Below are 26,869 nucleotides of genomic sequence, written 5' to 3'. Positions count from 1 at the left end.
AAAGATTTTACTCTTTTATTGTAGTGTTATTAACAAATTCTTTTTCTTTAACTTCATTTTTACCGATAAACTCTTTTGCATTTGCATTATCAACAACTCTTCTTGCAATAGTTTGAGTTTGAATTGCTATATCTCTTGTAACTTGTGCAACTCTTGCATTTTGTTGTGTCTGTTGGTCAAGTTCTGCAACGGCATTATTGATTTGCTCAATACCTTCATACTGCTCTTTTGAAGCATTTTCAATATCTTGAATAAGTTCCATTGATTTATTAATATTTTCACTTAGGTTATTATATCCTTCAATCATTTTATTTGAAATCTCTTTTCCTAAGTTAGCTTCTGTTGTAGCATTTTCTACTATTTTCTTTATTTCATTTGCAGCCTCTGCACTTCTTGTTGCAAGGTTTCTAACTTCTTGTGCAACTACTGCAAAACCTTTACCAGCTTCACCTGCTGTTGCTGCTTCAACGGCAGCATTAAGAGATAAAATATTCGTTTGAAATGCGATTTGGTCAATAATAGTAATTGCTTCGTTAATTGCTCCTACTTCATTATTAATTTTATCCATTGCATCAGTTGTTTTATTAGCAAGGTTTTGACCATTTTTAGAAGAGTTAGTTAGTTCATTCGCATATTGAGCCATTTTTGTTACATTCTGAGTATTATTTGAAATATTTGATGTAATTTCTTCAAGTGCAGCTGCAGTTTCCTCTAATGAAGCAGCAGCTTGTGTTGAAGCACTACTTAATGAATCTACATTATGCATTAAAGTTGTAGCATTTTTATTTAGAGTTAACCCATTTGATTTGTTTTCAACTAGCATGTCATTTATTGTATTTGCTAAAAGGTTTAATCCTTGTGATGTTTTACCTGTAGGATTATTCACTCTATGACTAAAGTCTAATTGTTGGAATTTTACTAAAGCATTTTCAATTTTAGTCATATTTCCACATACACTATTAGCCATAATATCAAGCATATCATTGAAATTGATTTTTAATTCTTCTAAATCATTATCTTCTGTTACTTTTTCTACTCTTTGATTTAGCTTACCATCTTTAACTTGATGAACAACATTTTTAACATCATCAATTAATAGTTTATTTTCTTCTATTATGTTTTTAGTTTTATGAATGTTTTTATTAATAACTTTTGACATTTGTCCTATTTCATCATTTGTTTCATCTTTTAGTAAATGTATTTCTTCTGTTTCTTTATTTAAATAGCTAAAGAAGTTTAAAAGCCCATCTTTAAAATCTTCAATTGAGTTACTAACTGTTTTGGAAATTGTAAAAATTAATATAATTGTTATAAGAATAATAATGCTTGTAAGAATTAAGCTTAAACTTAAAAGAGTTGTTTTTTTATTTTCTAATTGTGTTTTTAATGTATCTTCTAGTTTTTTAAGTAGTGTTTCTGTTTTATGAATAGTCTCTCTCATATCTCCTTGAATACCATCTTTACTTGTAAGACCAATTTTAATTTCGTCTTTAACTAAGTTAAAGAAATCTTTTTTATATTTTACTAGACTATTTAGTATTAAATCATTAGTGATTAAATCATTATTTGAAAGCAATTTATTTATTGTGTTCTCAAACTTATTTATATATTTAGTATCTCTTCTTAGCATAAAATCTTTTTCATGTTTTCTAAGTTCATATACAATAGTTAATAACTCAAAACTATTACTTTGTTTTGCATCATTTTGTACTTTATGAACACTATCTCTTAAGCTACCATACAAACCAGATTTTTCATCTAAGCCTATTTCTATTTGCGTATTTGTAAATAAAATAAATTTATTTTTATATTCATTTACAATATTTGAGAATTTATCTAATGAAGAAGTATCAAGATTATAATTATTCATTGCAATTTTTAAATTTTTATTTCTTTGAACTAATTTATTGTAGTTTGTTTCGAATTTTGTTTTGTATTTTAAGTCTTTTCTTAAAATAAAATCTTTTTCATTTCTCCTTAGCATTAACATATCACTTTTTAGATTTTCAATCTCTTGATGAATCTTTCCATAGTCATTTGTACTTGATACAGAAAAAAACATTAAAACTGTTAAAACAGTAAATCCTAAAATAGTTCCAGCTAAAAGAAAATACAATTTCTTTTTAATTGTCAGATTTTTAAACATAAATTCCACCTATTAGTTTTTGTTATTAAATAAATAATAAATAGTTATTTATTTAAAGGAGCCGGATTTTATCTTAAAAAGGTATCAGAATAGTAACAAAATAAAAGCTTTTATATCTTTACTATGAAAACTATGCCACTTTATGCAACTTTTACACAATTTTAAGTAAACTCTCAACTTTGTTTTTGAAACAATCATGAAATGTTTAACTAAAAGGAAAACAGATGAATTCTGTAATTATTGCCGTTATGGTTATGGTTTTACTCTCACTAGTTAGAGTAAATATTGTTATTGCTTTAATAATTGGAGCAATTGTTGGGGGGCTTAGTGCTGGCTTAGATATAAATGAAACTATCAAAGCTTTCAACGCAGGTCTTGGAGATGGTGCTACAATTGCACTTAGTTATGCTATGCTTGGAACTTTTGCTGTTGCTATTTCAAAGTCAGGTATTACTGATTTATTATCAAATATGATTATAAAAAAAGTAGGAAATAGTTCTTCTTCTATGCAGTTTATTTATATTAAATATTTAATGTTAACACTTATTTTATTAGCAGCTATTTCATCTCAAAACTTAATACCTGTTCATATTGCATTTATTCCAATTTTAATACCACCACTTCTTCACTCAATGGCACAATTAGAACTAGATAGAAGAGTAGTTGCTTGTGTAATTACATTTGGTCTTGTTGCAACTTATATGTTACTTCCTATTGGTTTTGGTGGAATATTCTTAAATGAAATTTTATTAAAAAACTTAGTTGATAGTGGTGTTGAAGCCGTAAGTGGACAGTTGCCAATTGCAATGTCTATTCCTGTTTTAGGAATGTTTATAGGTTTATTAACTGCTATGTTTTTTACATATAGAAAAAAAAGAGTTTATGATATTAGTAAGGTTTTAGAAACAGAGTCTCAAAAGAAAGATATTAATGGATTTTATATCTTAATTGCATTAGTATCAATCGTAACAGCTTTAGGTTTACAACTTTATACAAACTCAATTATTTTAGGATCACTTGCAGGATTTATTATCTTTATAGTTGCAGGTGTAATTAAGGCAAATCAGACACAGGATTTCTTTACAAAAGGTCTTAAAATGATGGGAATGATTGGTTTTATTATGATTGCAGCAAATGGTTTTGCAAATGTTATAAATGAAACAGGCGGAGTTCAAACTTTAGTTGCTTCAATAAGTGATTTAATTGGTGATAATAAATCATTAGCTGTACTTTTAATGCTAATTGTTGGTTTATTTATTACTATGGGAATAGGTTCATCTTTCTCAACTATTCCAATTATTGCAACAATTTATGCACCTTTATGTATGCAACTTGATTTTTCAGTAATGGCAACAATTACAATTATTGGAACAGCAGCAGCACTAGGTGACGCAGGAAGCCCAGCTTCTGATAGTACACTTGGACCTACATCAGGATTAAACGTTGATGGTCAACATGATCATATTTGGGATACTGTTGTTCCTACATTTATTCACTATAATATTCCACTTGTAATATTTGGTTGGTTTGCAGCAGTTTATGTATTTTAAAACTAAAGTAGATTTTCTACTTTAGTTTATTTTTTCACTAGGTTCACTAAATAAGTATCCTTGTGAATAGTTTATTCCTAGAGATTTTACTACTTCTTGAACTTCATTATTATGTACAAATTCTGCAACACAAGAAATATTTGCACCTTTAGCAAAGTTTGCTAGTGCTTTTGTGATTTCATAACTCTTTTTATTTGTATTTATATCTTTTATATATTTTGCATCTATTTTAATCGAATCAATATCCAAATCGATAATTCTTTCAAAGTTTGAGTATTCTCTACCAAAATCATCAATTGCAAGTTTTACACCAAGCTCTTTTAATGCCTTAAGTTGTTTGATATGGTTCTTTTTGCCAGTAGAACTAATCCCTTCTAGAATTTCTAAGGTTACTCTAGAAGCTTTTATATTATGTATTTGTAAGGCATTTTTTAAATAAGATACTAAATAGTTTTTACTTAAATCTTCTTCTGTAATATTTATAGAGAACATATAACTATTTTTACTCATATAATCAAAGCTTTTTTCTATTATTATTTTTGTAATTGCAGGTAAAAAACCAGAAAGTTTTGCTGCTTCTAAAAACTCAAAAGGTGAAATGATTTGATTGTCTTTTTTTATTCTAGCAAGAACTTCATATTTTGTGATTACATTCTTTTCGTTATCATGAATTCCTTGAAAGAAAGGAGTAATAAAACTTTTTTCAATAGCTTCTCTTACTAAGTTTGTAGCACTGATAAAAGATTGAGTCTTTTCATAATCAATATTGTCTTCTTTTTTAAAAATATAAAATCTATTTTTACCTAAATCTTTTGCTTTCTTTAAAGCAATAGAAGAGTCTCTAAGTAGATTTTTTTCTCCATACATCGCACCAATACAAAATGTAAGATTTATTTTTAAATCACCAATATTGATAGAGTTTGAAAAGAAATAGTCCTGAATTTCTTTTATTTTATCTTCTATATTAATCTTTCCTTCATAAAGTAGGGCAAACTCGTCTGAATTAAATCTAAAACTATTATGTTGTTCAAATCTCTCTTTTAAAACAGTTGCAAGTTTTCGTAACAGTTTATCACCTATTGTAAAGCCATAAGCTGTATTTATGTAGTTGAAATTATTTACATTCATTAAAAGTAAAGTTCTTGCTTTTGTCTCAAATGTGATTTTTTCAAAATAAGATTTATTATAAAGGTTTGTAAGACTATCGTTATATGCAAGATAGTTTGTTTTCTTTTCGTTCTCTTGGTTTTTTAATACAATTGTTACTATTGATGAAGCAATTTCTAAAAGTTTTTTATGAAAAGCAGTTGGCAATCTATGTTCAAATGAAGTTAAGGCAAAAGAACCAATAGCTTTCTTATTTGCATCTCTAATTGGCATAGACCAACAAGAACATAAATTAAAGTTTATAGCAAATTCTCTTACATCTTCCCATCTTTCATCAGTATTTGTATTTTTAACAAATACAGCTTCGTTCCTATGAACTGCATTTCCACAAGAACCAGCTTTTGGTCCTGGAATTAGACACTCTAATTCTTTTTGTGCTTCAAATGGAATTGATGGTGCAGCAATAATATTCATATGATTTTGTGTTTTATCTAAAAGCATGATAGAAGCAACAGAGTTAGGGAGAAGTGTTTCAGCAAGCTTACATAACATCTCTAATATGTTTTTAGTATCATGTTGCTCTGCTAACATATTTAAGACTTCTTGTTGGATTGTTAAGATTTTATTATACTCAGAAGGTTCGATTAAAACCTCTTCTTCTATTACATCTAGTTGTGAATATTGTTTACTTTTTCCCATGTGCACACTTTTATTATTTATAATGCTTCTATTATATATATTTAAATATTAAGAAAAGGTTTTGAAATGTTATTTTTTTTGTAAAATAGACTAAAAAAACGATGATTAAATGAAAAGTGTAAATTATATGTAACTAATATAAACTAATAATAGATTATTTATATAAATTATTAATAATATTTTTCTTACTATTATTTTTATTAGAAAATATATTTTCCTAAAGTTAAAACTTCAAAATAAATTTTGAAGTTTTAGATTACTGCTCCTGAAACCTCCATGATTTCTCTTCCTTCTTCACTCATTAAATCTTTTGACCAAGGAGGATTAAAAGTTAAGTTTACATAAGCTTCATCAACTTCATCAACTGCTAAAGTTACATATTTTACTTGTTCTACTAAACTTTCAGCTACTGGACAAGCAGGACTTGTAAGTGTCATTAAAACATTACAATGTAAGTAGTTTCCTTTTTCTTCAAAATCAATACTATATATTAATCCTAAATCGTAAATATTCACAGGAATTTCTGGATCGAATACTTTTTTTAAATTATCAATAATCTTTTCTTCAATAACTTCTTTATTTTCAAATAATGACATAAATTTTTCCTTTATGCGTTTTGCGCAAACTCTTTTATCTTTTTTATCATTCCTATTACACCACTTTGTCTATTTGGTGTAATAACTTCAGCTAACTGTAGTTCATGAATAATATCCATATCAACTTCTTTTAACTCTTCAATTGTAGAATTTGAGAAAATTTGTAAAATCATATAAACTAAACCTTTTACAATAATTGCATCACTTGTTCCATAAAAGAATAGTTTTCCATCTTTTTGTTCACAAATAAGCCAAACTTGTGAAGTACATCCATGTACTAAATTTGCTGGAACTTTGTGTTCATCATCTAAAGGTTCTAACTTTTTTCCTAAATCAATAATGTATTCATATTTTTGTAATTCATCTTCAAAAAAGTCTAAATCTTCTTTTATATCTTCTACTCTTGACTCTATAATACTCATCTTTTTTTCCTCTTATCTCAACATACTTATAGCTTTTTTTAGTGCAACAATTAGTGCATCTACATCTTTATAATCATTGTAAAATGCAAGTGAAACTCTAATAGTTCCTTTTATTCCTAACTGCTTCATAATAGGTTGTGCACAATGGTGTCCAACTCTTAATGCTATTTTCATTTTATCAACTAAAATACCAATATCATCATGAACTAAACCTTTAATATTAAAACTTCTACTTCCAATTGAGTCTTTTATATCATTATAAAACTCAATATCTGGTATTTTTCTAAGCTCTTCATCTAAGTAGTTATATACATCTTTTTCAATTGCTTCTATATTTTCATATCCCACATGATTTAAATACTCAAGGGCTGCTGCAAAACCTATAGTTCCAGCTATATTTTGAGTTCCTGCTTCAAACTTATAAGGAGAATCTAATAGTATCGATTTTTCAAAGTCAACTTCATGAATAGTAGCTCCACCTGTTTGATAAGGTTTTAAATCTTTTAGATATTTCTCTTTTACATAAATAGCTCCAACTCCTGTTGGTCCAAAAGTTTTATGTGCAGAAATAGCAAAAAAATCAGCATCTATATCTTGTATATCAACTTTCATATGAGCTAAACTTTGTGCGCCATCTATCATAACAACAGCTTTATATTTGTGTGCTAATTCACAAATAGCTTTTATATCATGGATTTTTCCAAAAGCATTTGAAATATGTGTAACTGAAACAAAAGCATTTGGATTGTTTTTTAATAACTCTTCAAAGTGAGCGAAATCAAAACTAAGGTTTTCATCACATCTTACAACTTCTAAACCATTTCCTAAAGTTCTTTCTTGCATATGCCAAGGAACTATATTTGAGTGGTGTTCTAGTGAAGAGATAATTACTGTTTTAAAATCTTTTGCAAAAGACTCAGCTATAAAGTTTATAGATTCACTTACACCTTTTGTGAAAATTAGTTCTTCATTTTTAGAAGCATTGATAAATTCTTTTAGAACTTTTCTTGCATTCTCAAAGTTTTGTGTTGCTTTATTTGCATGACCAAAATTACTTCTATGAGTATTAGAACAGTAGTGTTCATAATACTCAATTTGAGAGTTTACAACCTCTTTTGGTTTTTGAGTTGTAGCTGCATTATCTAAATATATAATATCTGAGTTTTGAAAATATGGAAAATCTTTTTTAAACATATCTATCCCTTTCATATGAGTCGATAAACTCTTTTATTAGTTCATCGCTGATATTATCATATATTTGTCCCTCAAAAGCGTTTAAAAGCATATCATATGCTTTATCTTTTTTTATACCTCTTGATTGAAGATATAAAAGTTGGTCTTTATCAAGTGTACCTGTTGTTGCTCCATGACTTGCTTCAAGTTCATCTATTAAAATCTCAAGATGAGGTTGCGCAAAGATTGTTGCGTCATTTGATAATAAAATAGTATTTGAATTTTGGAAAGCTTTAGAGTATAAAGCCTCTTTATTTACTATTGATTTTGCTTTAAATACAGCTTTTGCTTTATCTTTTAGTGAATGTTTATAGTTTATATCACTAGTTGAACTCTCGTTATTGTGAATAGTTTTTATTAGATTTGCTGTATTTGAACTATCTTTTGATTTTACTAAACCATTTAAGTTATACTCAATGTTTTTATTATAAATACTATTTTCATAACTGTTTACTATTAAACCAGTTCCAAGTTCAAAGTTTGAAATCTTACATTTTGAATTATCTTCTTGTTTAAATATTGCATTATATAAAAAACTATTTTCTTCACTAATATCTTGAACTTTTGCATACTCAAAATCTGTATCTTCTTCTATATGAAACTCTCTATTTACACAATATGCACTATTTTTTGAAGTATTTGTAAATACTTCAATAAGTGAGGCTTTTGCACCTTTTTTTACTTCTACTTTAATAGAGTTTGTATAAAAAGTCTCATCATCTTTTATCTTATGAACTAAACAAATAGGTTCTGGGATATTTGAGTTTATCGTTAGAACTATTTGTTTTTTCTCAAAGCTCTTTGTGATTTCAAATAATGGATTACTATAAACATTTTTATCTTCTACTGAGTTTAGTCCAACTATATCTAACTCATAAGTTTTAACATTTTTAAAATCGTATGAAAAAAGAGCTTCTAAATCTACTTTTCTAAACTCTTCATCATATTTTGAAGGAAGATTAATATTCTCTAAATCACTTATTCTCATCTTTTATTCCTATTCCCTCAAAACCTTTTTCATCAAGTTCTAAGGCTAGATTATAATCTCCAGTTTTTACAATTTTTCCATCATTTAAAATGTGTACATAATCAGGTTTGATTAACTCTAAAAGTCTATCATAGTGAGTAATCATAAGAACTGACTTTTTACCATCTAGCATACCGTTTATTACATTTGCAACTGTTTTTATGGCATCTACATCTAAACCTGAATCTATTTCATCAAGCATAATTAAATCAGGATTTAGTAATAACAATTGAATTAATTCATTTCTTTTTTTCTCACCACCACTAAAACCATCATTTAAATCTCTTTGAAGAAGTTTTTTATCAAGATTGTATTTAGAAGTCTCTTCTTTTACATGTTTTAGAAACTCCATTGCATCCATTTCTTCTTCACCATTATAAGCTCTTTTTTCATTGATTGCTGTTTTTAGAAAGTAGCTATTATTTACACCTGGAACTTCAACAGGATTTTGAAAACTCATAAAAATACCTTCATTAGCTCGTTCGCTAACTTCTAAATCTAATAGGTCTTTTTTCTTATAAGTAATAGTTCCACCTGTTACCTCACAATCATAGTGTGCACTTAAAGTTTTAACAAGTGTTGATTTTCCAGCTCCATTTACACCCATAAGTGCGTGGATCTCTCCTTCTTTGATTTCTAAATCAAGACCTTTTAAAATCTCTTTATCATTAATATTTACTTTTAAATCTTTTATACTTAACATTATATATTTCCTTAAAAATGTTTTATTTCTTTAAACTTATAGATATTGGATTTTTATCCAACACTTCCCTCAAGTGATATATTTAACAGCTCTTTTGCTTCAGCTGCAAACTCCATTGGTAACTCTTTTAATACTTCTTTACAGAAACCATTAACTATCATAGAAACTGCATTCTCAGGATTAATTCCTCTTTGTTCTATGTAGAATAGTTGCTCATCTGAAATTTTTGAAGTTGTTGCTTCATGCTCAATTTTCGCTGTCATATTTTTAACTTCATGGTATGGATATGTATGTGCATTACAGGCATTTCCAATAAGAAGTGAATCACACTCTGAAATATTTCTTGCATTGTGTGCATTTTTACCAACTCTAACTAATCCTCTATAGGCATTAACTCCATGCATTGCAGAAATACCTTTTGAGATAATAGTTGATTTAGTGTTTTTCCCAAGATGTATCATCTTTGTTCCCGTATCAGCTTGTTGGGCTTTTGATGAAATAGCAACTGAGTAAAACTCACCAACACTATTATCGCCTTTTAAAACACATGAAGGATATTTCCATGTTAAACTTGAACCTGTTTCAACTTGTGTCCAAGAGATTTTTGAGTTTTCACCTTTACATAAACCTCTTTTTGTTACAAAGTTTAAAATACCACCTTTACCTTGCTCATCACCTGGGTACCAGTTTTGAATAGTCGAATATTTTATTTGTGCATTATCTAAAGTAACTAATTCAACAACTGCGGCGTGAAGTTGTCTTTCATCTCTTGTGGGAGCTGAACATCCTTCGTTGTATGATACATAACTTCCTTCATCACAGATGATTAAAGTTCTTTCAAATTGTCCTGTATCTAAAGCATTGATTCTAAAGTATGTTGATAATTCCATAGGACATCTAGTGTTTGGTGGAATATAAACAAAACTTCCATCTGTAAATACAGCAGAGTTTAAACAGGCAAAATAGTTATCACCAACTGGAACAACAGAAGCTAAGTATTTTTCTAAAAGTTCTGGGTATTTATTTGCAGCTTCTGAGATTGAACAGAAAATGATTCCTAATTTTTCTAACTCTTCTTGATAAGTTGTTTTAACTGATACTGAATCAAATACAGCATCAACTGCAACACCTGCAAGTTGTTTTTGCTCTTCTAGGGGAATTCCTAATTTTTCATAAGTTTTTAAAATTTCAGGATCAACTTCATCAAGCGAATCTAAAGGCTTTTTAGGTGCAGAGAAATATGAAATATCTTGATAATCTATAGTAGGGTATTTTAAATTTGCCCAATTTGGCTCGGTCATTTTTAACCATTTTTCATATGCTTTAAGTCTAAAGTCTAAAAGCCATTGGGGTTCATTTTTCTTTGCTGAAATAGCTTTAATTACATCTTCATTTAAACCTTTAGGAAATGTATCACTTTCTACTAAAGTTTCAAATCCTAATTTATAATCACTATTAATAACATCATGTATCTGTTTATTTTGACTCATAACAGACTCCAATTTTTTAATTTTTTTAAATAGGACAAATATTGTCTTATTTGAAGAATATCAATAAACGATTTAAAATGAACTTAAATAGGATAAAAAAAGTCCTATTTAAGATAATCGCTACAATTTAACTATTTTATATTACTCTCTAATCTCTTAGTATAGTATGAAATAGGGTAGGTTAATAATAAATAACCAATAGCAAGAGGGATATAGCTTTCTAATGTTGAATAAGTTATTGCATCAACTTCCTGAGCATTCATAGTAAACTCAGAAATAGCAATAATAGATAATAAAGATGAGTCTTTAATGATTGAGGCAAACTGTCCTGTTAAAGCTGGGAGCATCCTTTTAAAAGCTTGTGGAAAGATTATGTATCTATACATTTGATAATTTGACATACCAAGACTTAAGCTTGTTTCAAATTGTTCTTTCTCAATAGATTGTAATGCAGCTCTTATAATTTCACTTACGTAAGCTCCTGAAAAAATTGCAAGAATAAATGTTCCTACAATATATCTGTTTTCAAAACCTAAGTTATTTGCAAAGACATAGAAAAAGATTAATATTTGAACTAAAAGAGGTGTACCTCTTATAATCTCTATATAAAATCTTGCAAAAAATCTTAATATAATAAGTTTAGAGTTTTGTGCATAAGCAAAAAATAAACCAATTATAAAGCTTAAAATAAGAGCAAAAAATGAGATTATAATAGTCATTATAAAGCCATCTATAAACTTTTGTTTATATTCATACACATGTGCCCAGTTAAAATCATAAGAGATATTTGAGAACATTATATATACAGGAGTTATTACAATAAATGCTAAAAATAGTAAATTAAAAAGATAAACCAATTTTGAAAGTGGTTTATCTTTTTTGTAGTTTAATTCATGAATAAAAAAATCTTTTAGTTTGATAATGCAGTCCTAAAAAAAGAATGGAATATTAAGTTCATCAAAAGTAGCTTTTGCTTCTTTTAGATGTTTATTTGCAAACTCATTAAATGTTCCATTTTCTTTTGCTTCTTTTATAAACTCATCAACTTTTGTTTTTAAAGGATCATTCTTTCTTAAAGCAACACCCCAGTATTCAAAATCTTTTTGAAATGGTTTTAAAAGCGCAACTGTTGTATCTGTGTGTTGTACATAGTTCTTATAAATAGTTAATTGGTCATATAAAAAACCATCAGCTTTACCTTGAACAACTTCTAGAACACAAGCATTCTCTTTATCAAATACTAATATCTCTGCATTCTTAAGATTTTTTGTTGCATATACATGACCAGTTGAACCTTTTTTCACTGCAATTTTTTTACCTTTAACATTTAATTCATCAATTGATTTAACACCTGACTCTTTGTTTGCTAAGATAGCTAGTGATGATTGTGCATATGGAATTGAGAAGTCAATTGATTTTTTTCTCTCTTCTGTTATTGTCATAGATGAAATTATTAAATCAATCTTTCCTGTTTTAAGTGATGGGATTAATCCCGCCCAAGCTGTATTTTCTATTATAACTTCTCTACCTAAGTGTTCACCAAGTTTTTTAGCAAAATCAACAGATACTCCCTGAGGGTTTCCTTCTTTATCACTCATTTCAAAAGGAGGGTAGGCTAATTCCATACCAACTTTTAGAACCTCTTTTTTTGTTTCATCTTTTAATTCTGTTTTATTTTCGCATGCAGTAAACAAAACAGAAGCAAAAAGTGTTATAAGTATTAATAATTTATTTCTCATTATATTCCTTAAATAAAAATTTTTTTATTATCTCTACTCTTAACTTAACATTTCTTTATTTAGAATTTGTAGAATTTATCAATATTACAATATAATAAGCGCGAAATTTTTATATCAGAGATTGAAAATATAGTATTTATTACATTTTTTTGTTACAAAATGGAATAAAATTTATTTAATAGTTTTAATTAAGACAAATTTTATCCTATTTAGATTAGAATACAAAAAATTAAATGAAATATAAATAATAATTATAATTAAAACTGATAATTGTTATCAAAAAAGAATAGGAAATTAAACAATGATGGAAGTTTATTTAGACAATAATGCAACAACTATGGTTGACCCAAAAGTTTTCGAAGAGATGAAACCATTTTTTTGTGAAAAATACGGAAACCCAAACTCTTTACATAGATTTGGAGCAGGAACTCACCCTAAAATGGTTGAGGCATTAAACTATTTATACGAAGGTATTAATGCAGCAGATGAAGATGATATTGTAATTACTGCAAATGCTACAGAGAGTATTAATACTGTAATTAAAGGTATTTGGATTGATAAAATCTTAAATGGTGATAAAAAACATATTATTACTTCAGAAGTAGAACACCCAGCAGTTACAGCTGCATGTAGATTCTTAGAAACACAAGGTGTAGCAGTTACTTATTTATCTGTAAATGAAGAAGGTGTTTTAGAAGCTTCACAAGTTAAAGATTTTATTAGAGAAGATACTGCATTAGTAACAATTATGTGGGCTAATAATGAAACAGGAAAAATTTTCCCAATTAAAGAGATTGGTCAAATTTGTAGAGCAGCTGGTGTTCCTTTCCATACAGATGCAACTCAAGCAATTGGAAAAGTAAAAGTTGATGTTCAAGATGCAAATGTTGATTACTTAACTTTCTCTGCACATAAATTCCATGGACCAAAAGGTGTTGGTGGATTATATGTTAAAAAAGGTTTTGCTTTAACTCCATTAATGCACGGTGGTGAGCAAATGGGTGGTTTAAGAGCAGGTACTGTTGATGTTGCTTCAATGGTTGGAATGGGTGTTGCTATGAAACTTGCTACATCTCCTATTGCATTAGCTCATGAAGATGGACACATTAGAAGATTAAGAGATAAATTAGAAGCTGCAATCTTAGAATTACCAGAAACAATTGTTATTGGTGGTACTGCAAATAGAACTCCAAATACTACTTTAATTTCTATTAGAGGTGTTGAGGGTGAATCTATGTTATGGGATATGAATCAAAAAGGTGTTGGTGCATCAACAGGTTCAGCTTGTGCTTCAGAAGATTTAGAAGCAAACCCAGTTATGAATGCATTTGGTAGTGATAGTGAATTAGCTCATACAGGTGTTAGATTCTCATTAAGTAGATTTAATACAGAAGAGCAAATTGATTATGCAATCACAGTTATTAAAGACGCAATTGTTAGATTAAGAGCAATCTCTTCATCTTATGCTTACGCTCCAGAGTCACATAAATCTGGTTTATAATAGATATAAATAAATATAAAAAAGAATTTTAAAAGGATAAAAAATGGCTAAAAATGATTTAATTAGCGGTTCAATTTGGGATGAGTACTCAAACGAAGTAGTAAATAGAATGAACAATCCACAAAACCAAGGTGAGATTACAGAAGAAAGAGCAAAAGAATTAGGTGCAAAACTAATTGTTGCTGATTTTGGAGCTGAATCATGTGGTGATGCAGTAAGATTATACTGGGCTGTTGAAGAATCAAGTGATAAGATTTTAGAGTCTAAATTTAAATCTTTTGGTTGTGGTACTGCAATCGCATCTTCTGATGTAATGGCTGAATTATGTGTTGGTAAAACTGTTGATGAAGCTGTTAAGATTACAAATATTGATGTTGAAAAAGCTTTAAGAGATAATCCAGATACTCCAGCTGTTCCACCTCAAAAAATGCACTGTTCTGTAATGGCTTATGATGTTATTAAAAAAGCTGCATCTGAGTACAAAGGTGTAGATATGGAATCTTTTGAAGAAGAAGAGATTATCTGTGAGTGTGCTAGAGTATCTTTAGCTACATTAAAAGAAGTTATTAAAATTAATGATTTAAAAACTGTTGAAGAGATTACAGACTTTACAAAAGCTGGTGCTTTCTGTAAATCATGTATTAAGCCTGGTGGTCATGAAGAAAAAGATATTTACTTAGTTGATATTTTAAAAGACACTAGAGCTTCAATGGAAGAAGAAAAATTAAAAACTGCTGCTGATGCAAGTGCTTCTGGTTCATTATCATTTGATAAAATGACTTTAGTTCAAAGAATTAAAGCAATTGATTCATTATTAGATGAAGAAATTAGACCAATGTTAGCAATGGATGGTGGTAACATGGAAATTATTGATATTAAAGAAAATTTACCACACTACGATTTATACATTAGATACTTAGGTGCATGTTCAGGATGTGCTTCAGGAAGTACTGGAACACTATATGCAATCGAGTCTGTTTTACAACAAAAAATTGATGAGAACTTAAGAGTATTACCAATCTAATTCTCTAATAGATATAAATAAAAAGGTCTGTGCTTTTGCATAGGCCTTTTTTTATGTACTTAATCTTATAATGTTATAATATATTTAAATAAAAAAGGAGTTGTTATGACAGCACAAGATAAAGAGTTAGAACAGTTACATGATACAATTGTAGATGATGTTGAATCTTTAGTTTCTAAATATATGTCTATTGTTGGATGGGATGTTCCTGAAAATGATGAAGATGAAGCTCAACGAAAAATATTAAATATTGTAAAAGAAGCTATTAAAGCTATAGAAAATAAAAACTCATAATATCACTTATGTTATAATACGCCAAAATAAGCTTATTATAATATAGGGATATAAATGTCAAATCAAAATAATCAAATATTAAAAAATACAAATGCTCAAATACTAGATGAATTTAATGCATCTATTATGTTTGATAAAGAGTTATATGCTCAAGATATCAAAGGAAGTATTGCTCACTCTCAAATGTTATGTGAACAAGGAGTTCTTACAAAAGAAGAACAAGAAGCTATTGAGAATGGTTTACTTCAAGTTAAAGAAGAGATAGAATCAGGTAAGTTTGAATTTACTCTAGCTACTGAAGATATTCATATGGCAGTTGAATCAAGACTTACTGAAATTATTGGAGAACCTGGTAAAAAACTTCATACAGCAAGAAGTAGAAATGACCAAGTAGCAACTGATTTTAGACTTTATGTACAAGAAAAATCTTTAAGTATTAAAGATCAATTAAAACAACTTGTAGAAGTTTTTGTTGATGTTGCTTCAAAACATACAGAAACATTAATTCCTGGAATGACTCACTTACAACATGCACAGCCTTTAAACTTTGGTTATCATATGTTAGCATATGCAAATATGTTTAAAAGAGATTTAGAAAGATTTGAAAGCTCTTATGAGAGAAATAACTACTCTCCTTTAGGAAGTGCAGCTTTAGCTGGAACACCACATAATATAGATAGAAATTCAACTAGTAGCAAACTTGGATTTACAGCACCAACTGCTCATGCTATGGATACAGTTTCAGATAGAGATTTTGCTTTAGAGATTTTATTTAATATCTCAACTTCTATGATGCATATTTCAAGAATTTCAGAAGAGTTAATTACTTGGTCTTCATATGAATTCCAGTTTGTTAGAATGTCTGATGAGTATGCTACAACTTCATCTATTATGCCTCAAAAGAAAAACCCTGATGTACCTGAGTTATTAAGAGGTAAAACTGGTAGAGTTTATGGAAACTTAATATCTTTATTAACTGTAATGAAAGGTTTACCATTAGCATACAACAAAGATACACAAGAAGATAAAGAGGGTGTTTTTGATTCTGTTAAGACGATTGAAATCTCACTTAAGATTTTAACAGAAGTTATTAAAACTATGATTGTAAATGTTGATAAAATGGAAAATGCTTGTAAAATTGGGCACTTAAGTGCTACTGACTTAGCTGATTACTTAGTTCAAAAACAAAACATGCCATTTAGAACAGCTTACTATATTACAAAAGATGTAGTTGCAAAAGCAAACTCTTTAAATAAAGATATAAGTGAACTTACAATTGATGAAATTAGAGAATCAAGTGATGAATTAAAAGATATAAGTGAAGAGATTGTAATGTATTTGGATTTAAGAAATTCTATGAATGCAAGAACATCTCTTGGTGGAACATCTACTAAGCAAACAGTTTATCAAATTGAAGAATTTAAGAAATGGTTAGCTTCTAAATAAGAAGCTAGCAATAAGTTTAGTAAAAAAAAAGGATGAGTGAAAACTCATCCTTTTTTTTTATAAGAATTTTTTTGTCATATCATACAGGGATTGAATATCAGTTTTACCTACAAAACCATCAACACCTATTTGTTTCATTTTTCCTCTTACTGCATCTGTAGTCATAGATGAGTTTACAATAACAGGAATATGTTCATATTTACTATTGTTTTTGATAAATGAAGCTACTTGGAAACCATCTGTTCCTGGCATTTCAATATCAGTAATAATCATACCAATTTTATCAGGAGTTAATTCTTCTACTCTTTTTAACAGTTGTGTACCATCTGTATAAACTTCAAATCTTACACCTGTTCTTTTGAAGAATTTATTTAATACTTCTCTTGCAACACCAGAATCTTCTGCTGCTAAAATAAGTTTTTCACTATCAAGTTTATCTTCAACATATTTTCTAACATCATCTTCACCATCATCAGTCCAACCAACATCTCTTAATAATTGCTCTGCATTGAAAACTGTACAAAGTTCATCATTGTTATCAACTTTTACATATGTTGTATAAGTAATTCTTGAGTTTGTTTCTTCCGAGTGTCTTAGTTGGTCAGTAGTTTTTTCTACGATGTCTAACATATCTTTTACTAAGAAACCTATTTTTTTGTGATTAAATTCACAGTAAATGATAAGCTTGTATTCTGAAATGTCTAATGCAGGTAATCCTAACCAAACGTCAAGGTTGATTAGTGTTACAGGTTCCCCTCTAATAGTTGCTATTCCTGCAATTACATCACTCTCTTTTGGCGTATCATTAATAGTAACTTCATCTCTAATTATAAAAGCTTTAACTTTCGCTATATTAATTGCATAAATATTATTATGACCAGTGTAAAAAACAGCTAATTGCTGAACGTTTCTTAAATGACCTTGAGTCATTTGTTCAACACTACTACTAATACCACTCATTGAGAATCCTTTTTTTATTATACTTATTTATTATATATCTTTTATTCTTTAAGTAACTTTAAGTTATTTTTCCATTTTCTTCAATAACTTTTGCATTGTAACCGACGCCATCATTAGTCCAAAAGAACCAGTTACTGCCTCAAAACTACCTTTTTCAATACAATTTGGGTTTTCAGATGAAAATATTACTTTAAATTTTCTTTTAAACCCTTCTTTTTTTAATTGAGTTCTTATCTTTTTAATAAAAGGATCATTAAAAGTATCCCATATTGATTTATACTCAATCTTACTAGGGTCTAGTCTTTTTGCACTACCACTTGTAGTAATAACCCTTGTGTAATATTTTTTTATAAGATGAACTTTTGGTGTTACATCGTCTATAGCATCTAATATATAATCATATTGTGAAAAATCAAAATTGTCAATCCATTCTGGTGTAATTTTTGCATGTATTGCTGTAACTTCTGGATATTTTTCTTTTAATGCATCAACTTTAACTCTACCAATATTACCGTGACTTCCCATTTGTCTATTCATATTAGACTCTTCATATGTATCAAAATCAACAATTGTAATATTTTTTATTCCTGTGTTATAAAGTGCGTCTAAAGCAAAGCTTCCAACTCCACCAACACCTAATAAAATAAGTTTAACATCTTTAAATTTGTCAAATGTATCTTGACCAAAAAGTTTTATAGTTCTATCATACTGCATATAATCTACTCTTTTAAAATTTTTGGGTATTATATCATAAATTAATTTATTGGAGATGTTGATGGAAAAAGAACCTATGACAAATGCAGGATATGAAAAAATTACGGGGGAATTAGATTTTTTAAAATCTAAAGAAAGACCTCATACTGTAATTGAATTAGATGAAGCTAGACAGCTTGGAGATCTAAAAGAAAATGCAGAATATCATGCAGCAAAAGACAAACTAGCATTAATTGATGCACAGATTGCAGAGCTAGGGTCGATTATTTCAAAGGCAGTGATTATTGATCCTTCAACACTTCCTCATGATAAGGTAAGTTTTGGTTCAACTGTAAAACTAGTTGATCTTGAAAGTGATGAAGAGTTTAAATACTCAATCGTAGGTGGAGTTGAATCAAGTGCTGAAAAAGGTTTAATCTCTTTTAACTCACCATTAGCAAAACAACTTCTTGGAAAAGAAGAGGGTGATGAGATTACTGCAACACTTCCTGGTGGAACAAAAACTTTTGAAGTTTTAGAAGTATTTTATGAGGAGTTTAACTAATAATGAATGTAGCAATTATTGGGGCTAGTGGTTATACTGGTTTAGAATTAATTAAAATTTTAATAAATCACCCAAAGTTTAATATTACATATATTGCAAACTCAACAGGTGAAGAGAATGTTCAAGATTTACATCCATGTTTAAGAGATGTGTTAAACATTGAAGTTAGTAAAGCTGATGCAAAAGAAGTATCACAAGTAGCTGATTTAGCATTTTTAGCGTTACCTCATAAAACATCAATGTTTTTTGCAAAAGAGTTGTTAGATTTAGGTGTTAAAGTTGTTGACTTATCAGCTGATTATAGACTTGAATTAGAAACTTATGAAAAACACTATTGTCCTCATGAAGATAAAGAACATATAAAAGATTCTGTATATGGTTTACCAGAATATTATAATGAAGAGTTAAAAGATGCAAAACTTGTAGCAAACCCAGGTTGTTATCCAACGGCATCTCTTTTAGCTTTATTACCATTTGTTGATTATATTGAAGAGGGAACACCAATTTTTATTGATGCAAAATCAGGTGTAAGTGGAGCTGGTAAAAAACTAAGTGAAGTTGCACATTTTGTAAACTTAAATGAAAATCACCATGCTTACAATCCTTTTAAACATAGACATATGCCAGAGATTGAAGAAAAAGTTAAAAAAGTAAAAGGAAAAGATTTCCAAATTAATTTTGTTCCTCATTTATTACCTGTTACAAGAGGTATGTTAGTTTCTGTTTATGCAACACTAAAAGAAGAAGTTGATGTAAAAGAGATTTTAAACAATGCTTATTCAAATAGTGAATTTGTAAGAGTTAGAGAAACACCTGTTGATTTAAAATCAACAGCAGGAACAAACTTCTGCGATATTTTTGTAGAAAGAAATAAAAAAGCTTTATTTATTAATTCTTCAATTGATAACTTACTTAGAGGAGCTTCATCTCAAGCTGTTGTAAATGCAAATATAATGTGTGGCTTTGAAGAGGGTGAAGGTATTCCAAAAATCGCATATGTACCATAATATACAATTAGAAGAGTCAGCTATTTTTGTAGCTGATTCTCACTTCAATAAAAAAAATAGACAATTCCTAAACTTTCTTAAAAAACTTGAAAATCAAGATATAAAAACTAAGCAACTTTTCTTAATGGGTGATAATTTTGATTTTATTTCAGCTGAAAGCAAATATTTCATCAGACAAAATCAAGAATTAATTGATATTTTAAATAAATTATCAAAAAAAATTTCTATTGTTTATTTAGAGGGAAATCATGATTATAATTTATCAAAACTTTTTCCAAATATCTTAGTAGTAAAAAGAGAAAAACAGCCATTAATAATAAATTATAAGCAACAAAGCGTTGCCTTGTCACATGGGGATAACTTTATAAATTGGCAATATGATTTATATTGTAAGATAATTAGAAATGGGGTTTTATTAAAGTTTCTGAATTTAATTGATTTTAACAATTTTATTTCAAAAAAAATTGATAATGCTTTACTTCAAAAAAACATTTGTCATGTAATGGATGACTTTAAAAGCTTAGTTATTAAAAGAATTAGTAATTATAAAACTGATATAATTATTGAAGGTCATTACCATCAAGGTAAGACTTTTTACATCGATAATAAAACTTATGTAAATATACCATCATTATGTTGTGACGATAAATATATGGTTTTTACAGAAGGGAAATTTAAAGGAGAACCTTTATGAACATAATGTTCTTTGGTTTTATATTTCTTGTTCTAATTCTTATATCTTTTCTAGTTTATTTTATAGTAAAAAAAAATAGTAACTGTTCTTCACAAACTTCAAAAATTGAAGAGAAGCCAAAAGATAAAGTAGATATTTCTCACCTTCCAATACCTTCAAAAGTTCAAGATTTTAATAGTTTAATGCTTATGAAAGCATCTAGTAAAATCTTTGATATTTTTAAAGCAGTTGATTATGCTAATCGATCTGAACATGGATTAAATAAAATAGAGTGGCATGCTTGGCAAGTGTCGATTCTTTTATATTTATTAAAAATGGATTACAATTTAAATGTAGAAGTTTCAAAAGAGAATTTTCATCCTTTTATATATAGAATGAAAAAAGAAGAGTTACTTACTAAATTTGATGAAATCTTAGAAAAATATTTATATGAAGTTGATATAAGTCAAACAAAAGATGAACTTTGCAAAGATATGCTTCTTTCAGGTAGAGAAATATCAATACTTTTCTTTTTTATACTAAATAAAAAGAGTTTTTTAAAATAGTTAAAAAAGCTTCAATTCGATATAATCGCCCATGGCAAAATTTAAAGTAGAATCAGAATACTCTCCAGCAGGAGATCAACCAAAAGCAATTGAAGCTTTAAGTAATAGTATCCTAGAAGGAAATCAATATAATACCTTATTAGGGGTAACAGGTAGTGGTAAAACATACACTATGGCTAAGGTTATTGAGAAGACTCAAAAGCCAACCCTAATTATGACTCACAACAAAACTTTAGCTGCTCAGTTATACTCTGAGTTTAAGCAGTTTTTCCCAAATAATCATGTTGAATATTTCATCTCTTACTATGACTATTATCAACCAGAAGCATATATTCCAAGAACTGATTTATTTATAGAAAAAGATAGTTCAATTAATGCTGAGTTAGAAAGATTAAGATTAAGTGCTACTGCTTCACTTTTATCTTTTGATGATGTTATTGTAATTGCATCTGTTTCAGCAAACTATGGTTTAGGAAATCCAGAAGAGTATAAATCTATGGTTCAAAGAATTGAAGTAGGTTTTGAATATTCTCAACGTGAGTTTTTATTAAAACTTGTGGAAATGGGTTATAAAAGAAATGATAAGTTTTTTGATAGAGCTGATTTTAGAGTAAATGGTGATGTTATAGATATTTTCCCTGCTTACTTTGAAGATGAGTTTATTAGAGTTGAGTTCTTTGGAGATGAAGTTGAATCAATTACAAAACATGAATACTTAACAAATACAAAAACAAAAGAGTTGAATGAAGCAATTATTTACTCTGTAAATCCTTTCGTAGTATCAAATGATAAATTAGCAACAGCAGTTAAACAAATAGAAGAAGAGTTAGAAGAAAGACTTATTAATCTAAAAGAGAATGATAAATTAGTTGAGTATCAAAGATTAAAACAAAGAGTTGAATTTGATTTAGAGATGATTGAAGGTACTGGTATGTGTAAGGGAATTGAAAACTATGCAAGACACCTTACTGGTCAAAAGCCAGGTGAAACTCCATACTCACTTATGAACTATTTTGAATCAATGCATGATGAGTTTTTACTTATAGTTGATGAGTCACATGTATCACTTCCACAGTTTAGAGGAATGCACGCAGCAGATAGATCTAGAAAAGAAGTATTAGTTGAATATGGGTTTAGACTTCCAAGTGCACTTGATAATAGACCTTTAAAATTTGATGAGTTTATTAGTAGAAAAGCTTCATATCTTTTTGTATCAGCAACTCCAAATGAATTAGAAATAGAAAAAAGTGCAGTAGTAGCAGAACAAATTATTAGACCAACTGGACTTCTTGATCCAAAAATTGAGATTATGGATAGTGAACATCAAGTTGAAAAACTTTATGATGAGGTTAAAAGAGTAATTGAAAAAGATGAAAGAGTTTTAATCACAGTTTTAACTAAAAAAATGGCAGAAGAGTTAGCTTCATACTATTCTGATTTAGGAATCAAAGTTAAGTATATGCACTCTGATATTGACGCAATTGAAAGAAATCAAATTATTAGAGAGTTAAGACTAGGGGAGTTTGATGTTCTTATTGGTATTAACTTACTTAGAGAGGGACTTGATATTCCAGAAACTTCCCTTGTGGCTATTTTAGATGCAGACAAAGAAGGGTTTTTAAGAAGTAGAACCTCACTTATTCAAACAATAGGTAGAGCTGCTAGAAATCAAAATGGTAAAGTAATTTTATTTGCAAAAAGAATTACAGACTCAATGCAGTATGCCATAGATGAAACAGCTAGAAGAAGAAAACTTCAAGATGAACATAATAAAAAGCATGGTATCACTCCTACATCAACAAAAAGAAGATTAGATGAAAATCTAAAACTTGAAGAGTATGATGATTTAGCATGGAAAAAAGATAAAATGGAAAAAATGCCAGCAGCTGAGAGAAAGAAAATTTTAATTGAGTTAAATAAACAAATGAAAAAAGCTGCAAAAGATTTAAACTTTGAAGAAGCTATTAGACTAAGAGATGAAATAGATAAGATAAAAAAAATATAAAAGAGTTAAAATAAGAGTATGAAAAAAGCAACAAAAAAAGATATAGAGATTATAAAAGAAGCATTTGTACAAAAGTATTCAGATGCAGTTACAGAGTTAAATTATAGAAATGATTATGAATTATTAATAGCTATTATTTTATCAGCTCAATGTACTGATAAAAGAGTAAATATTATAACACCTGCGCTTTTTGAAAAGTATCCAAGTGTAAAAGAGCTTGCAGTTGCAAATTTAGAAGATGTAAAAGAGTTATTAAAATCATGTTCTTTTTTTAACAATAAATCAAAAAATATTATCAAAATGGCTCAAAGTGTATTAGAGGATTTTAATGGTGAAATTCCACATAATCAAAGAGAGCTTATGAAACTTGCAGGTGTTGGTAATAAAACTGCAAATGTGTTTATGATTGAGTTTGAGGGTGCAAATTTAATGGCTGTTGATACTCATGTATTTAGAGTTTCTCATAGATTGGGACTTAGTGATGCTAAAAATGTTGACCAAACAGAAGCTGATTTAGTAAAAAGATTAAAGGGTGATGATTTACATATTTTCCATCAGGCGATGGTTTTATTTGGAAGATATATTTGTAAGGCTGTTAAACCAGATTGTGATAACTGTCTTTTCCCTCATGTTTGTAAAACAAAGTCATCTTTTAAGCCTCAATAATTATAAAAATAGCAGATAAATATTATCTGCTATTTTAATCTACATTTTTCTTTAAAGTCTTTGAAAACATACTCATCTTCTATTAGTTGAGCTTCCACACCTTTTGCTTCACAAACTAACTCTTTGCCATCTTTATTTATAATATAAATGAAATCATAAATTTGTTTGCTACTGCTTAAAACTTCTAAACTTGTTTGGTTAATTGAAAGCTTTTCAATTTTAATGCCTTTCTCATCTAAATAGTTTGATTTAAAAGCATTTGGTAGTTTGTTTTCTTCTAAATGATTGAAATAAAAGATTCCAATGATAACTATAACTGCAATACTTGCAAATGAAATCAACTCTTTTTTCGTAAAAGTTTTCTTTATTTTGTAAATCACATAAATTATTAATGCAATAATAAATAGTGAAAATATTAAAATTTGCATTTTTATCCTTTATTTTTTTTTAGTCTTTCTTTGAAAGCATCTTTTGATAGATATTTTGAATTAGTAGGTTTTGCAATAAACTCATCTTCAAGTATAGCTTGCTGTTTTACCAATTTTTTCTCTTGCATTTTATTTACAATATTTTTTTGATCAATATCAATATTTTTAATAAGTCCATTTTTTAGATTTTTTAAAATTACTAAAACCGTATCTAGATTTTGTTTATCAACATCAAGTGTAATTTTGCTCAAATCCTATCCTTTTTTTATTTGGATTATAACAAACTTTCATAAAACTTAACATTTATTTAACTAATAATTAATATTAAATTAACACCTCTATTGCATAATTTCCAAAAATATTTATCAAGGAAAACTATGAAAAAAATAACGACTATTTCGTTTTTATGTGCTGCTTCACTTTTAGGAGCAAATGACACAATAGAATTAGAAAAAATTGAAGTACAAGAAAAGATAAATAGTAAGATAGTAAAAGATGTAAGTAATGAGCAAATTAAAAGTGCAGATTTAGCAGAGTCTTTATATAAAAATGTGCCATCAATATCATTAGTAAGAAGAAGTGGTATTGCAAATGATATTATTTTAAGAGGTCAAAAAAAAGATAATATTAATATCTTAATTGATGATGCAAAAATATATGGGGCTTGTCCAAATAGAATGGACCCGCCAACTTCTCATGTATTATCAAATAACATAGAAAGTGTAGAAGTAATTGAAGGGCCTTATGATGTTGAAAACTTTGGTACTTTAAGCGGTAAAGTAAAAGTAAATACAAAAGAGCCAGCAAAAGATTTCAAAGGTGAAATAAATGCAGGTTTTGGAAGCTTTGGTTATCAAAAGCTAAGTGCAAATGTAAGTGGTGGAAATGATAAGGTAAAAGTTTTAATTTCTGCTTCAACTGAAAAAAGTGATCAATATGAAGATGGAAATGGGAACGACTTCTTAGAGCAACAAAAAGCAAATGGAATTCCTTTTGATAATCAATACTCAAAAAGTGATTTAGAAGCTTATGAAAAAAAGACACTTTTAACAAAACTAATTTTTAATATTGATGATAGTAGTGAAATAAAACTATCTTACAATGCAAATAGAAGTGATAATGTTTTATATCCAAATACTCCAATGGATGCAAATTATGATGATTCAAATATTTATACTTTAGGATATACAAAAAGAGATTTAGGAGAGTATTCTAAAGAGCTGAGTTTAGATTATTATTATTCAAATGTTGATCACCCAATGAGTACTATTTATAGAAATAATGGTGCAATGCAAATGACTAATCATATGAAAAGTTCAATTTGGGGTGCAAAGATAAAAAATTCTATGGATATAAATGATAGTTTAATTACATTTGGACTAGATACTAGTACTAGAAATTGGAGAGGGAAATATCTAAATAAAAACAACCCTTATATTGGTGACTCTATTGCAAGTACAGATACTATAAATAAAGCACTATTTTTCAAAGCTCAAAGAACATATGGAAAAGTAGATTTAGAAGTAGGTTCAAGATATGATTATACAGAAGTTGAAACACTTGATTTAGCAAAACAAGATAATAAGTACACTTCAATAAATGCAAATATTTTTGCTACATATAATGCAGATGAAAATACTAAGTATTTTGCTGGATTAGGAAAAGCCTCAAGAGTTCCTGATGCAAGAGAACTTTACTCTAAAACTTCAATAGGAACATATACTGGAAATGATGATTTAGAACAAACAAAAAACTACGAGTTAGATTTAGGATTTGAGAAAACAATAGGGGCTTTTAATATTAGAACAAAAGCCTTTTATTCTAAACTTGAAGACTATATTTATAATACAGGAACATTTACAAATATTGATGCAAAAATTTATGGTTTAGATATTAGTGGTTTTTACTATTTAACTGATGAAGTATCTTTTGATTATGGTATTGCATATCAAAGAGGAAAAAAAGATGGAGATTATACTGATAAAGATTTAGCTGAAATTGCACCACTTAAAGGTAACTTTGCTATTAACTATGAAAAAGGTGATGCTAAATTTACTACAGAAATTATAGCTGTTGATAGCTGGGATAGCTTTGATTCAGATAATGGAGAACAAGAGTTAGGTGGATATGCTGTTGTAAATACAAAGTATAGTAATAAAATAAATAAGAATATTGGATTTACTTTAGGTGTTGATAATATTTTTGATAAAACATATACATCAACAAATACTTATAATGATATTAGATATATAGGAGTAGGGCAAACTGAATTACTTAATGATCCAGGAAGATATTTCTATGCAAATTTAAAATATAGCTTTTAATAGCT

At 28.2% G+C, this 26,869-nt stretch carries 26 protein-coding genes; 12 read left to right on the top strand and 14 right to left on the bottom strand.

Annotated features, from left to right (window positions below; translation table 11 throughout):
* Positions 1 to 7: 7 nt before the first annotated feature.
* Positions 8 to 2,146 carry a methyl-accepting chemotaxis protein gene (locus ACH5BF_RS08305; RefSeq protein ID WP_423273746.1) on the bottom strand — a complete coding sequence of 713 codons (2,139 nt, stop codon included), beginning with the start codon at positions 2,144 to 2,146 and terminating at the stop codon, positions 8 to 10.
* Between the two features lie 224 nt (positions 2,147 to 2,370).
* Here ACH5BF_RS08305 and ACH5BF_RS08300 point away from each other — a divergent pair, with 224 nt between their 5' ends.
* Positions 2,371 to 3,696, top strand: a complete 1,326-nt coding sequence (locus ACH5BF_RS08300; protein ID WP_423273745.1) for a Na+/H+ antiporter family protein — start codon at positions 2,371 to 2,373, stop codon at positions 3,694 to 3,696.
* 21 nt (positions 3,697 to 3,717) lie between these two features.
* On the opposite strand, the gene ACH5BF_RS08295 is transcribed toward ACH5BF_RS08300, so the two are convergent.
* The 9 genes from ACH5BF_RS08295 to ACH5BF_RS08255 form a co-directional block, all read right to left on the bottom strand.
* A complete protein-coding gene (locus tag ACH5BF_RS08295) occupies positions 3,718 to 5,502 on the bottom strand; it encodes a sensor domain-containing diguanylate cyclase (RefSeq protein ID WP_423273744.1) in 1,785 nt (594 codons plus the stop codon).
* A gap of 251 nt (positions 5,503 to 5,753) precedes the next feature.
* Entirely contained in the window at positions 5,754 to 6,098 is a 345-nt protein-coding gene (locus ACH5BF_RS08290; protein WP_423273743.1) for a metal-sulfur cluster assembly factor, read from the bottom strand.
* A gap of 11 nt (positions 6,099 to 6,109) precedes the next feature.
* The gene (locus ACH5BF_RS08285) at positions 6,110 to 6,520 is read right to left on the bottom strand and encodes a SufE family protein (protein ID WP_423273742.1); all 411 of its coding nucleotides are present in this window, start codon (positions 6,518 to 6,520) and stop codon (positions 6,110 to 6,112) included.
* A 12-nt stretch (positions 6,521 to 6,532) separates the two neighbouring features.
* Positions 6,533 to 7,714 (bottom strand): aminotransferase class V-fold PLP-dependent enzyme, encoded by a 1,182-nt coding sequence (locus tag ACH5BF_RS08280; RefSeq protein ID WP_423273741.1) that lies wholly within the window; start codon positions 7,712 to 7,714, stop codon positions 6,533 to 6,535.
* Entirely contained in the window at positions 7,707 to 8,741 is a 1,035-nt protein-coding gene (locus ACH5BF_RS08275) for a SufD family Fe-S cluster assembly protein (RefSeq protein ID WP_423273740.1), read from the bottom strand. The genes ACH5BF_RS08280 and ACH5BF_RS08275 overlap by 8 nt, the downstream gene beginning before the upstream one ends.
* Positions 8,728 to 9,483: a Fe-S cluster assembly ATPase SufC gene (gene sufC, locus ACH5BF_RS08270; protein WP_423273739.1), complete on the bottom strand. Its 756-nt coding sequence runs from the start codon at positions 9,481 to 9,483 to the stop codon at positions 8,728 to 8,730. The genes ACH5BF_RS08275 and sufC overlap by 14 nt, the downstream gene beginning before the upstream one ends.
* Positions 9,484 to 9,536: 53 nt before the next feature.
* Positions 9,537 to 10,973 carry a Fe-S cluster assembly protein SufB gene (sufB, locus tag ACH5BF_RS08265; protein ID WP_423273738.1) on the bottom strand — a complete coding sequence of 479 codons (1,437 nt, stop codon included), beginning with the start codon at positions 10,971 to 10,973 and terminating at the stop codon, positions 9,537 to 9,539.
* Between the two features lie 131 nt (positions 10,974 to 11,104).
* Positions 11,105 to 11,770, bottom strand: coding sequence for an amino acid ABC transporter permease (locus tag ACH5BF_RS08260; protein ID WP_423273877.1), 666 nt, complete (start codon positions 11,768 to 11,770; stop codon positions 11,105 to 11,107).
* A gap of 132 nt (positions 11,771 to 11,902) precedes the next feature.
* The gene (locus tag ACH5BF_RS08255) at positions 11,903 to 12,712 is read right to left on the bottom strand and encodes a transporter substrate-binding domain-containing protein (protein ID WP_423273737.1); all 810 of its coding nucleotides are present in this window, start codon (positions 12,710 to 12,712) and stop codon (positions 11,903 to 11,905) included.
* Positions 12,713 to 13,016: 304 nt separating this feature from the next.
* On the opposite strand from ACH5BF_RS08255, the gene ACH5BF_RS08250 reads away from it, so the two are divergent.
* The 4 genes from ACH5BF_RS08250 to argH all read left to right on the top strand — a co-directional run bounded on the left by ACH5BF_RS08250 (position 13,017) and on the right by argH (position 16,977).
* Complete coding sequence (locus ACH5BF_RS08250) at positions 13,017 to 14,213, top strand: NifS family cysteine desulfurase (RefSeq protein WP_423273876.1); 1,197 nt, start codon at positions 13,017 to 13,019, stop codon at positions 14,211 to 14,213.
* 43 nt (positions 14,214 to 14,256) lie between these two features.
* Complete coding sequence (locus tag ACH5BF_RS08245) at positions 14,257 to 15,237, top strand: iron-sulfur cluster assembly scaffold protein (RefSeq protein ID WP_423273736.1); 981 nt, start codon at positions 14,257 to 14,259, stop codon at positions 15,235 to 15,237.
* Between the two features lie 105 nt (positions 15,238 to 15,342).
* Entirely contained in the window at positions 15,343 to 15,531 is a 189-nt protein-coding gene (locus ACH5BF_RS08240; RefSeq protein ID WP_423273735.1) for a hypothetical protein, read from the top strand.
* A gap of 54 nt (positions 15,532 to 15,585) precedes the next feature.
* Entirely contained in the window at positions 15,586 to 16,977 is a 1,392-nt protein-coding gene (gene argH / locus ACH5BF_RS08235) for an argininosuccinate lyase (RefSeq protein WP_423273734.1), read from the top strand.
* Between the two features lie 57 nt (positions 16,978 to 17,034).
* Here the strand turns inward: argH and ACH5BF_RS08230 are convergent, their stop codons facing one another.
* Together ACH5BF_RS08230 and ACH5BF_RS08225 are read right to left on the bottom strand one after the other, a co-directional pair.
* Positions 17,035 to 17,937, bottom strand: coding sequence for a chemotaxis protein CheV (locus ACH5BF_RS08230; RefSeq protein WP_423273733.1), 903 nt, complete (start codon positions 17,935 to 17,937; stop codon positions 17,035 to 17,037).
* A gap of 63 nt (positions 17,938 to 18,000) precedes the next feature.
* A complete protein-coding gene (locus ACH5BF_RS08225) occupies positions 18,001 to 18,651 on the bottom strand; it encodes a tRNA threonylcarbamoyladenosine dehydratase (RefSeq protein WP_423273732.1) in 651 nt (216 codons plus the stop codon).
* Between the two features lie 61 nt (positions 18,652 to 18,712).
* On the opposite strand from ACH5BF_RS08225, the gene greA reads away from it, so the two are divergent.
* The 6 genes from greA to nth are packed head-to-tail and all read left to right on the top strand — an operon-like array spanning position 18,713 to position 24,112.
* The gene (gene greA, locus ACH5BF_RS08220; protein WP_423273731.1) at positions 18,713 to 19,195 is read left to right on the top strand and encodes a transcription elongation factor GreA; all 483 of its coding nucleotides are present in this window, start codon (positions 18,713 to 18,715) and stop codon (positions 19,193 to 19,195) included.
* Between the two features lie 2 nt (positions 19,196 to 19,197).
* Positions 19,198 to 20,202 (top strand): N-acetyl-gamma-glutamyl-phosphate reductase, encoded by a 1,005-nt coding sequence (gene argC / locus ACH5BF_RS08215; RefSeq protein ID WP_423273730.1) that lies wholly within the window; start codon positions 19,198 to 19,200, stop codon positions 20,200 to 20,202.
* Positions 20,192 to 20,896, top strand: coding sequence for a UDP-2,3-diacylglucosamine diphosphatase (locus tag ACH5BF_RS08210; protein ID WP_423273729.1), 705 nt, complete (start codon positions 20,192 to 20,194; stop codon positions 20,894 to 20,896). Before argC ends, ACH5BF_RS08210 begins: the two co-directional genes overlap by 11 nt.
* A complete protein-coding gene (locus ACH5BF_RS08205) occupies positions 20,893 to 21,441 on the top strand; it encodes a hypothetical protein (protein ID WP_423273728.1) in 549 nt (182 codons plus the stop codon). Before ACH5BF_RS08210 ends, ACH5BF_RS08205 begins: the two co-directional genes overlap by 4 nt.
* Positions 21,442 to 21,472: 31 nt before the next feature.
* Positions 21,473 to 23,446 (top strand): excinuclease ABC subunit UvrB, encoded by a 1,974-nt coding sequence (gene uvrB, locus ACH5BF_RS08200; RefSeq protein ID WP_423273727.1) that lies wholly within the window; start codon positions 21,473 to 21,475, stop codon positions 23,444 to 23,446.
* Between the two features lie 18 nt (positions 23,447 to 23,464).
* A complete protein-coding gene (gene nth / locus ACH5BF_RS08195) occupies positions 23,465 to 24,112 on the top strand; it encodes an endonuclease III (protein ID WP_423273726.1) in 648 nt (215 codons plus the stop codon).
* A 29-nt stretch (positions 24,113 to 24,141) separates the two neighbouring features.
* On the opposite strand, the gene ACH5BF_RS08190 is transcribed toward nth, so the two are convergent.
* Both ACH5BF_RS08190 and ACH5BF_RS08185 read right to left on the bottom strand, forming a co-directional pair.
* On the bottom strand, positions 24,142 to 24,540 hold the full coding sequence (locus ACH5BF_RS08190) for a hypothetical protein (protein ID WP_423273725.1): 399 nt from the start codon (positions 24,538 to 24,540) through the stop codon (positions 24,142 to 24,144).
* Between the two features lie 2 nt (positions 24,541 to 24,542).
* Positions 24,543 to 24,791, bottom strand: coding sequence for a hypothetical protein (locus ACH5BF_RS08185; RefSeq protein WP_423273724.1), 249 nt, complete (start codon positions 24,789 to 24,791; stop codon positions 24,543 to 24,545).
* 126 nt (positions 24,792 to 24,917) lie between these two features.
* Here ACH5BF_RS08185 and ACH5BF_RS08180 point away from each other — a divergent pair, with 126 nt between their 5' ends.
* Positions 24,918 to 26,864: a TonB-dependent receptor plug domain-containing protein gene (locus ACH5BF_RS08180; RefSeq protein ID WP_423273723.1), complete on the top strand. Its 1,947-nt coding sequence runs from the start codon at positions 24,918 to 24,920 to the stop codon at positions 26,862 to 26,864.
* The last annotated feature ends 5 nt before the right edge of the window (positions 26,865 to 26,869 follow it).

The organism is Arcobacter pernae (assembly GCF_049472135.1).
Classification (GTDB): domain Bacteria; phylum Campylobacterota; class Campylobacteria; order Campylobacterales; family Arcobacteraceae; genus Arcobacter_B.
The sequence above is the reverse complement of the archived record's forward strand: the minus strand, read 5'-3'. Positions and strand labels throughout refer to the sequence as shown.

Coding starts and splice junctions, on each gene's coding strand:
- ACH5BF_RS08260 (WP_423273877.1), bottom strand. CDS start 11,770: ATGTTCTCAAATATCTCTTATGATTTTAACTGGGCACATGTGTATGAA.
- ACH5BF_RS08230 (WP_423273733.1), bottom strand. CDS start 17,937: ATGAGTGGTATTAGTAGTAGTGTTGAACAAATGACTCAAGGTCATTTA.
- ACH5BF_RS08240 (WP_423273735.1), top strand. CDS start 15,343: ATGACAGCACAAGATAAAGAGTTAGAACAGTTACATGATACAATTGTA.
- ACH5BF_RS08300 (WP_423273745.1), top strand. CDS start 2,371: ATGAATTCTGTAATTATTGCCGTTATGGTTATGGTTTTACTCTCACTA.
- ACH5BF_RS08255 (WP_423273737.1), bottom strand. CDS start 12,712: ATGAGAAATAAATTATTAATACTTATAACACTTTTTGCTTCTGTTTTG.
- ACH5BF_RS08245 (WP_423273736.1), top strand. CDS start 14,257: ATGGCTAAAAATGATTTAATTAGCGGTTCAATTTGGGATGAGTACTCA.
- ACH5BF_RS08250 (WP_423273876.1), top strand. CDS start 13,017: ATGGAAGTTTATTTAGACAATAATGCAACAACTATGGTTGACCCAAAA.
- ACH5BF_RS08275 (WP_423273740.1), bottom strand. CDS start 8,741: ATGAGAATAAGTGATTTAGAGAATATTAATCTTCCTTCAAAATATGAT.
- argH (WP_423273734.1), top strand. CDS start 15,586: ATGTCAAATCAAAATAATCAAATATTAAAAAATACAAATGCTCAAATA.
- ACH5BF_RS08225 (WP_423273732.1), bottom strand. CDS start 18,651: ATGCAGTATGATAGAACTATAAAACTTTTTGGTCAAGATACATTTGAC.
- ACH5BF_RS08205 (WP_423273728.1), top strand. CDS start 20,893: ATGAACATAATGTTCTTTGGTTTTATATTTCTTGTTCTAATTCTTATA.
- ACH5BF_RS08290 (WP_423273743.1), bottom strand. CDS start 6,098: ATGTCATTATTTGAAAATAAAGAAGTTATTGAAGAAAAGATTATTGAT.
- sufB (WP_423273738.1), bottom strand. CDS start 10,973: ATGAGTCAAAATAAACAGATACATGATGTTATTAATAGTGATTATAAA.
- ACH5BF_RS08280 (WP_423273741.1), bottom strand. CDS start 7,714: ATGTTTAAAAAAGATTTTCCATATTTTCAAAACTCAGATATTATATAT.
- ACH5BF_RS08210 (WP_423273729.1), top strand. CDS start 20,192: ATGTACCATAATATACAATTAGAAGAGTCAGCTATTTTTGTAGCTGAT.
- greA (WP_423273731.1), top strand. CDS start 18,713: ATGGAAAAAGAACCTATGACAAATGCAGGATATGAAAAAATTACGGGG.
- sufC (WP_423273739.1), bottom strand. CDS start 9,483: ATGTTAAGTATAAAAGATTTAAAAGTAAATATTAATGATAAAGAGATT.
- uvrB (WP_423273727.1), top strand. CDS start 21,473: ATGGCAAAATTTAAAGTAGAATCAGAATACTCTCCAGCAGGAGATCAA.
- ACH5BF_RS08190 (WP_423273725.1), bottom strand. CDS start 24,540: ATGCAAATTTTAATATTTTCACTATTTATTATTGCATTAATAATTTAT.
- argC (WP_423273730.1), top strand. CDS start 19,198: ATGAATGTAGCAATTATTGGGGCTAGTGGTTATACTGGTTTAGAATTA.
- ACH5BF_RS08180 (WP_423273723.1), top strand. CDS start 24,918: ATGAAAAAAATAACGACTATTTCGTTTTTATGTGCTGCTTCACTTTTA.
- ACH5BF_RS08305 (WP_423273746.1), bottom strand. CDS start 2,146: ATGTTTAAAAATCTGACAATTAAAAAGAAATTGTATTTTCTTTTAGCT.
- ACH5BF_RS08295 (WP_423273744.1), bottom strand. CDS start 5,502: ATGGGAAAAAGTAAACAATATTCACAACTAGATGTAATAGAAGAAGAG.
- ACH5BF_RS08285 (WP_423273742.1), bottom strand. CDS start 6,520: ATGAGTATTATAGAGTCAAGAGTAGAAGATATAAAAGAAGATTTAGAC.
- nth (WP_423273726.1), top strand. CDS start 23,465: ATGAAAAAAGCAACAAAAAAAGATATAGAGATTATAAAAGAAGCATTT.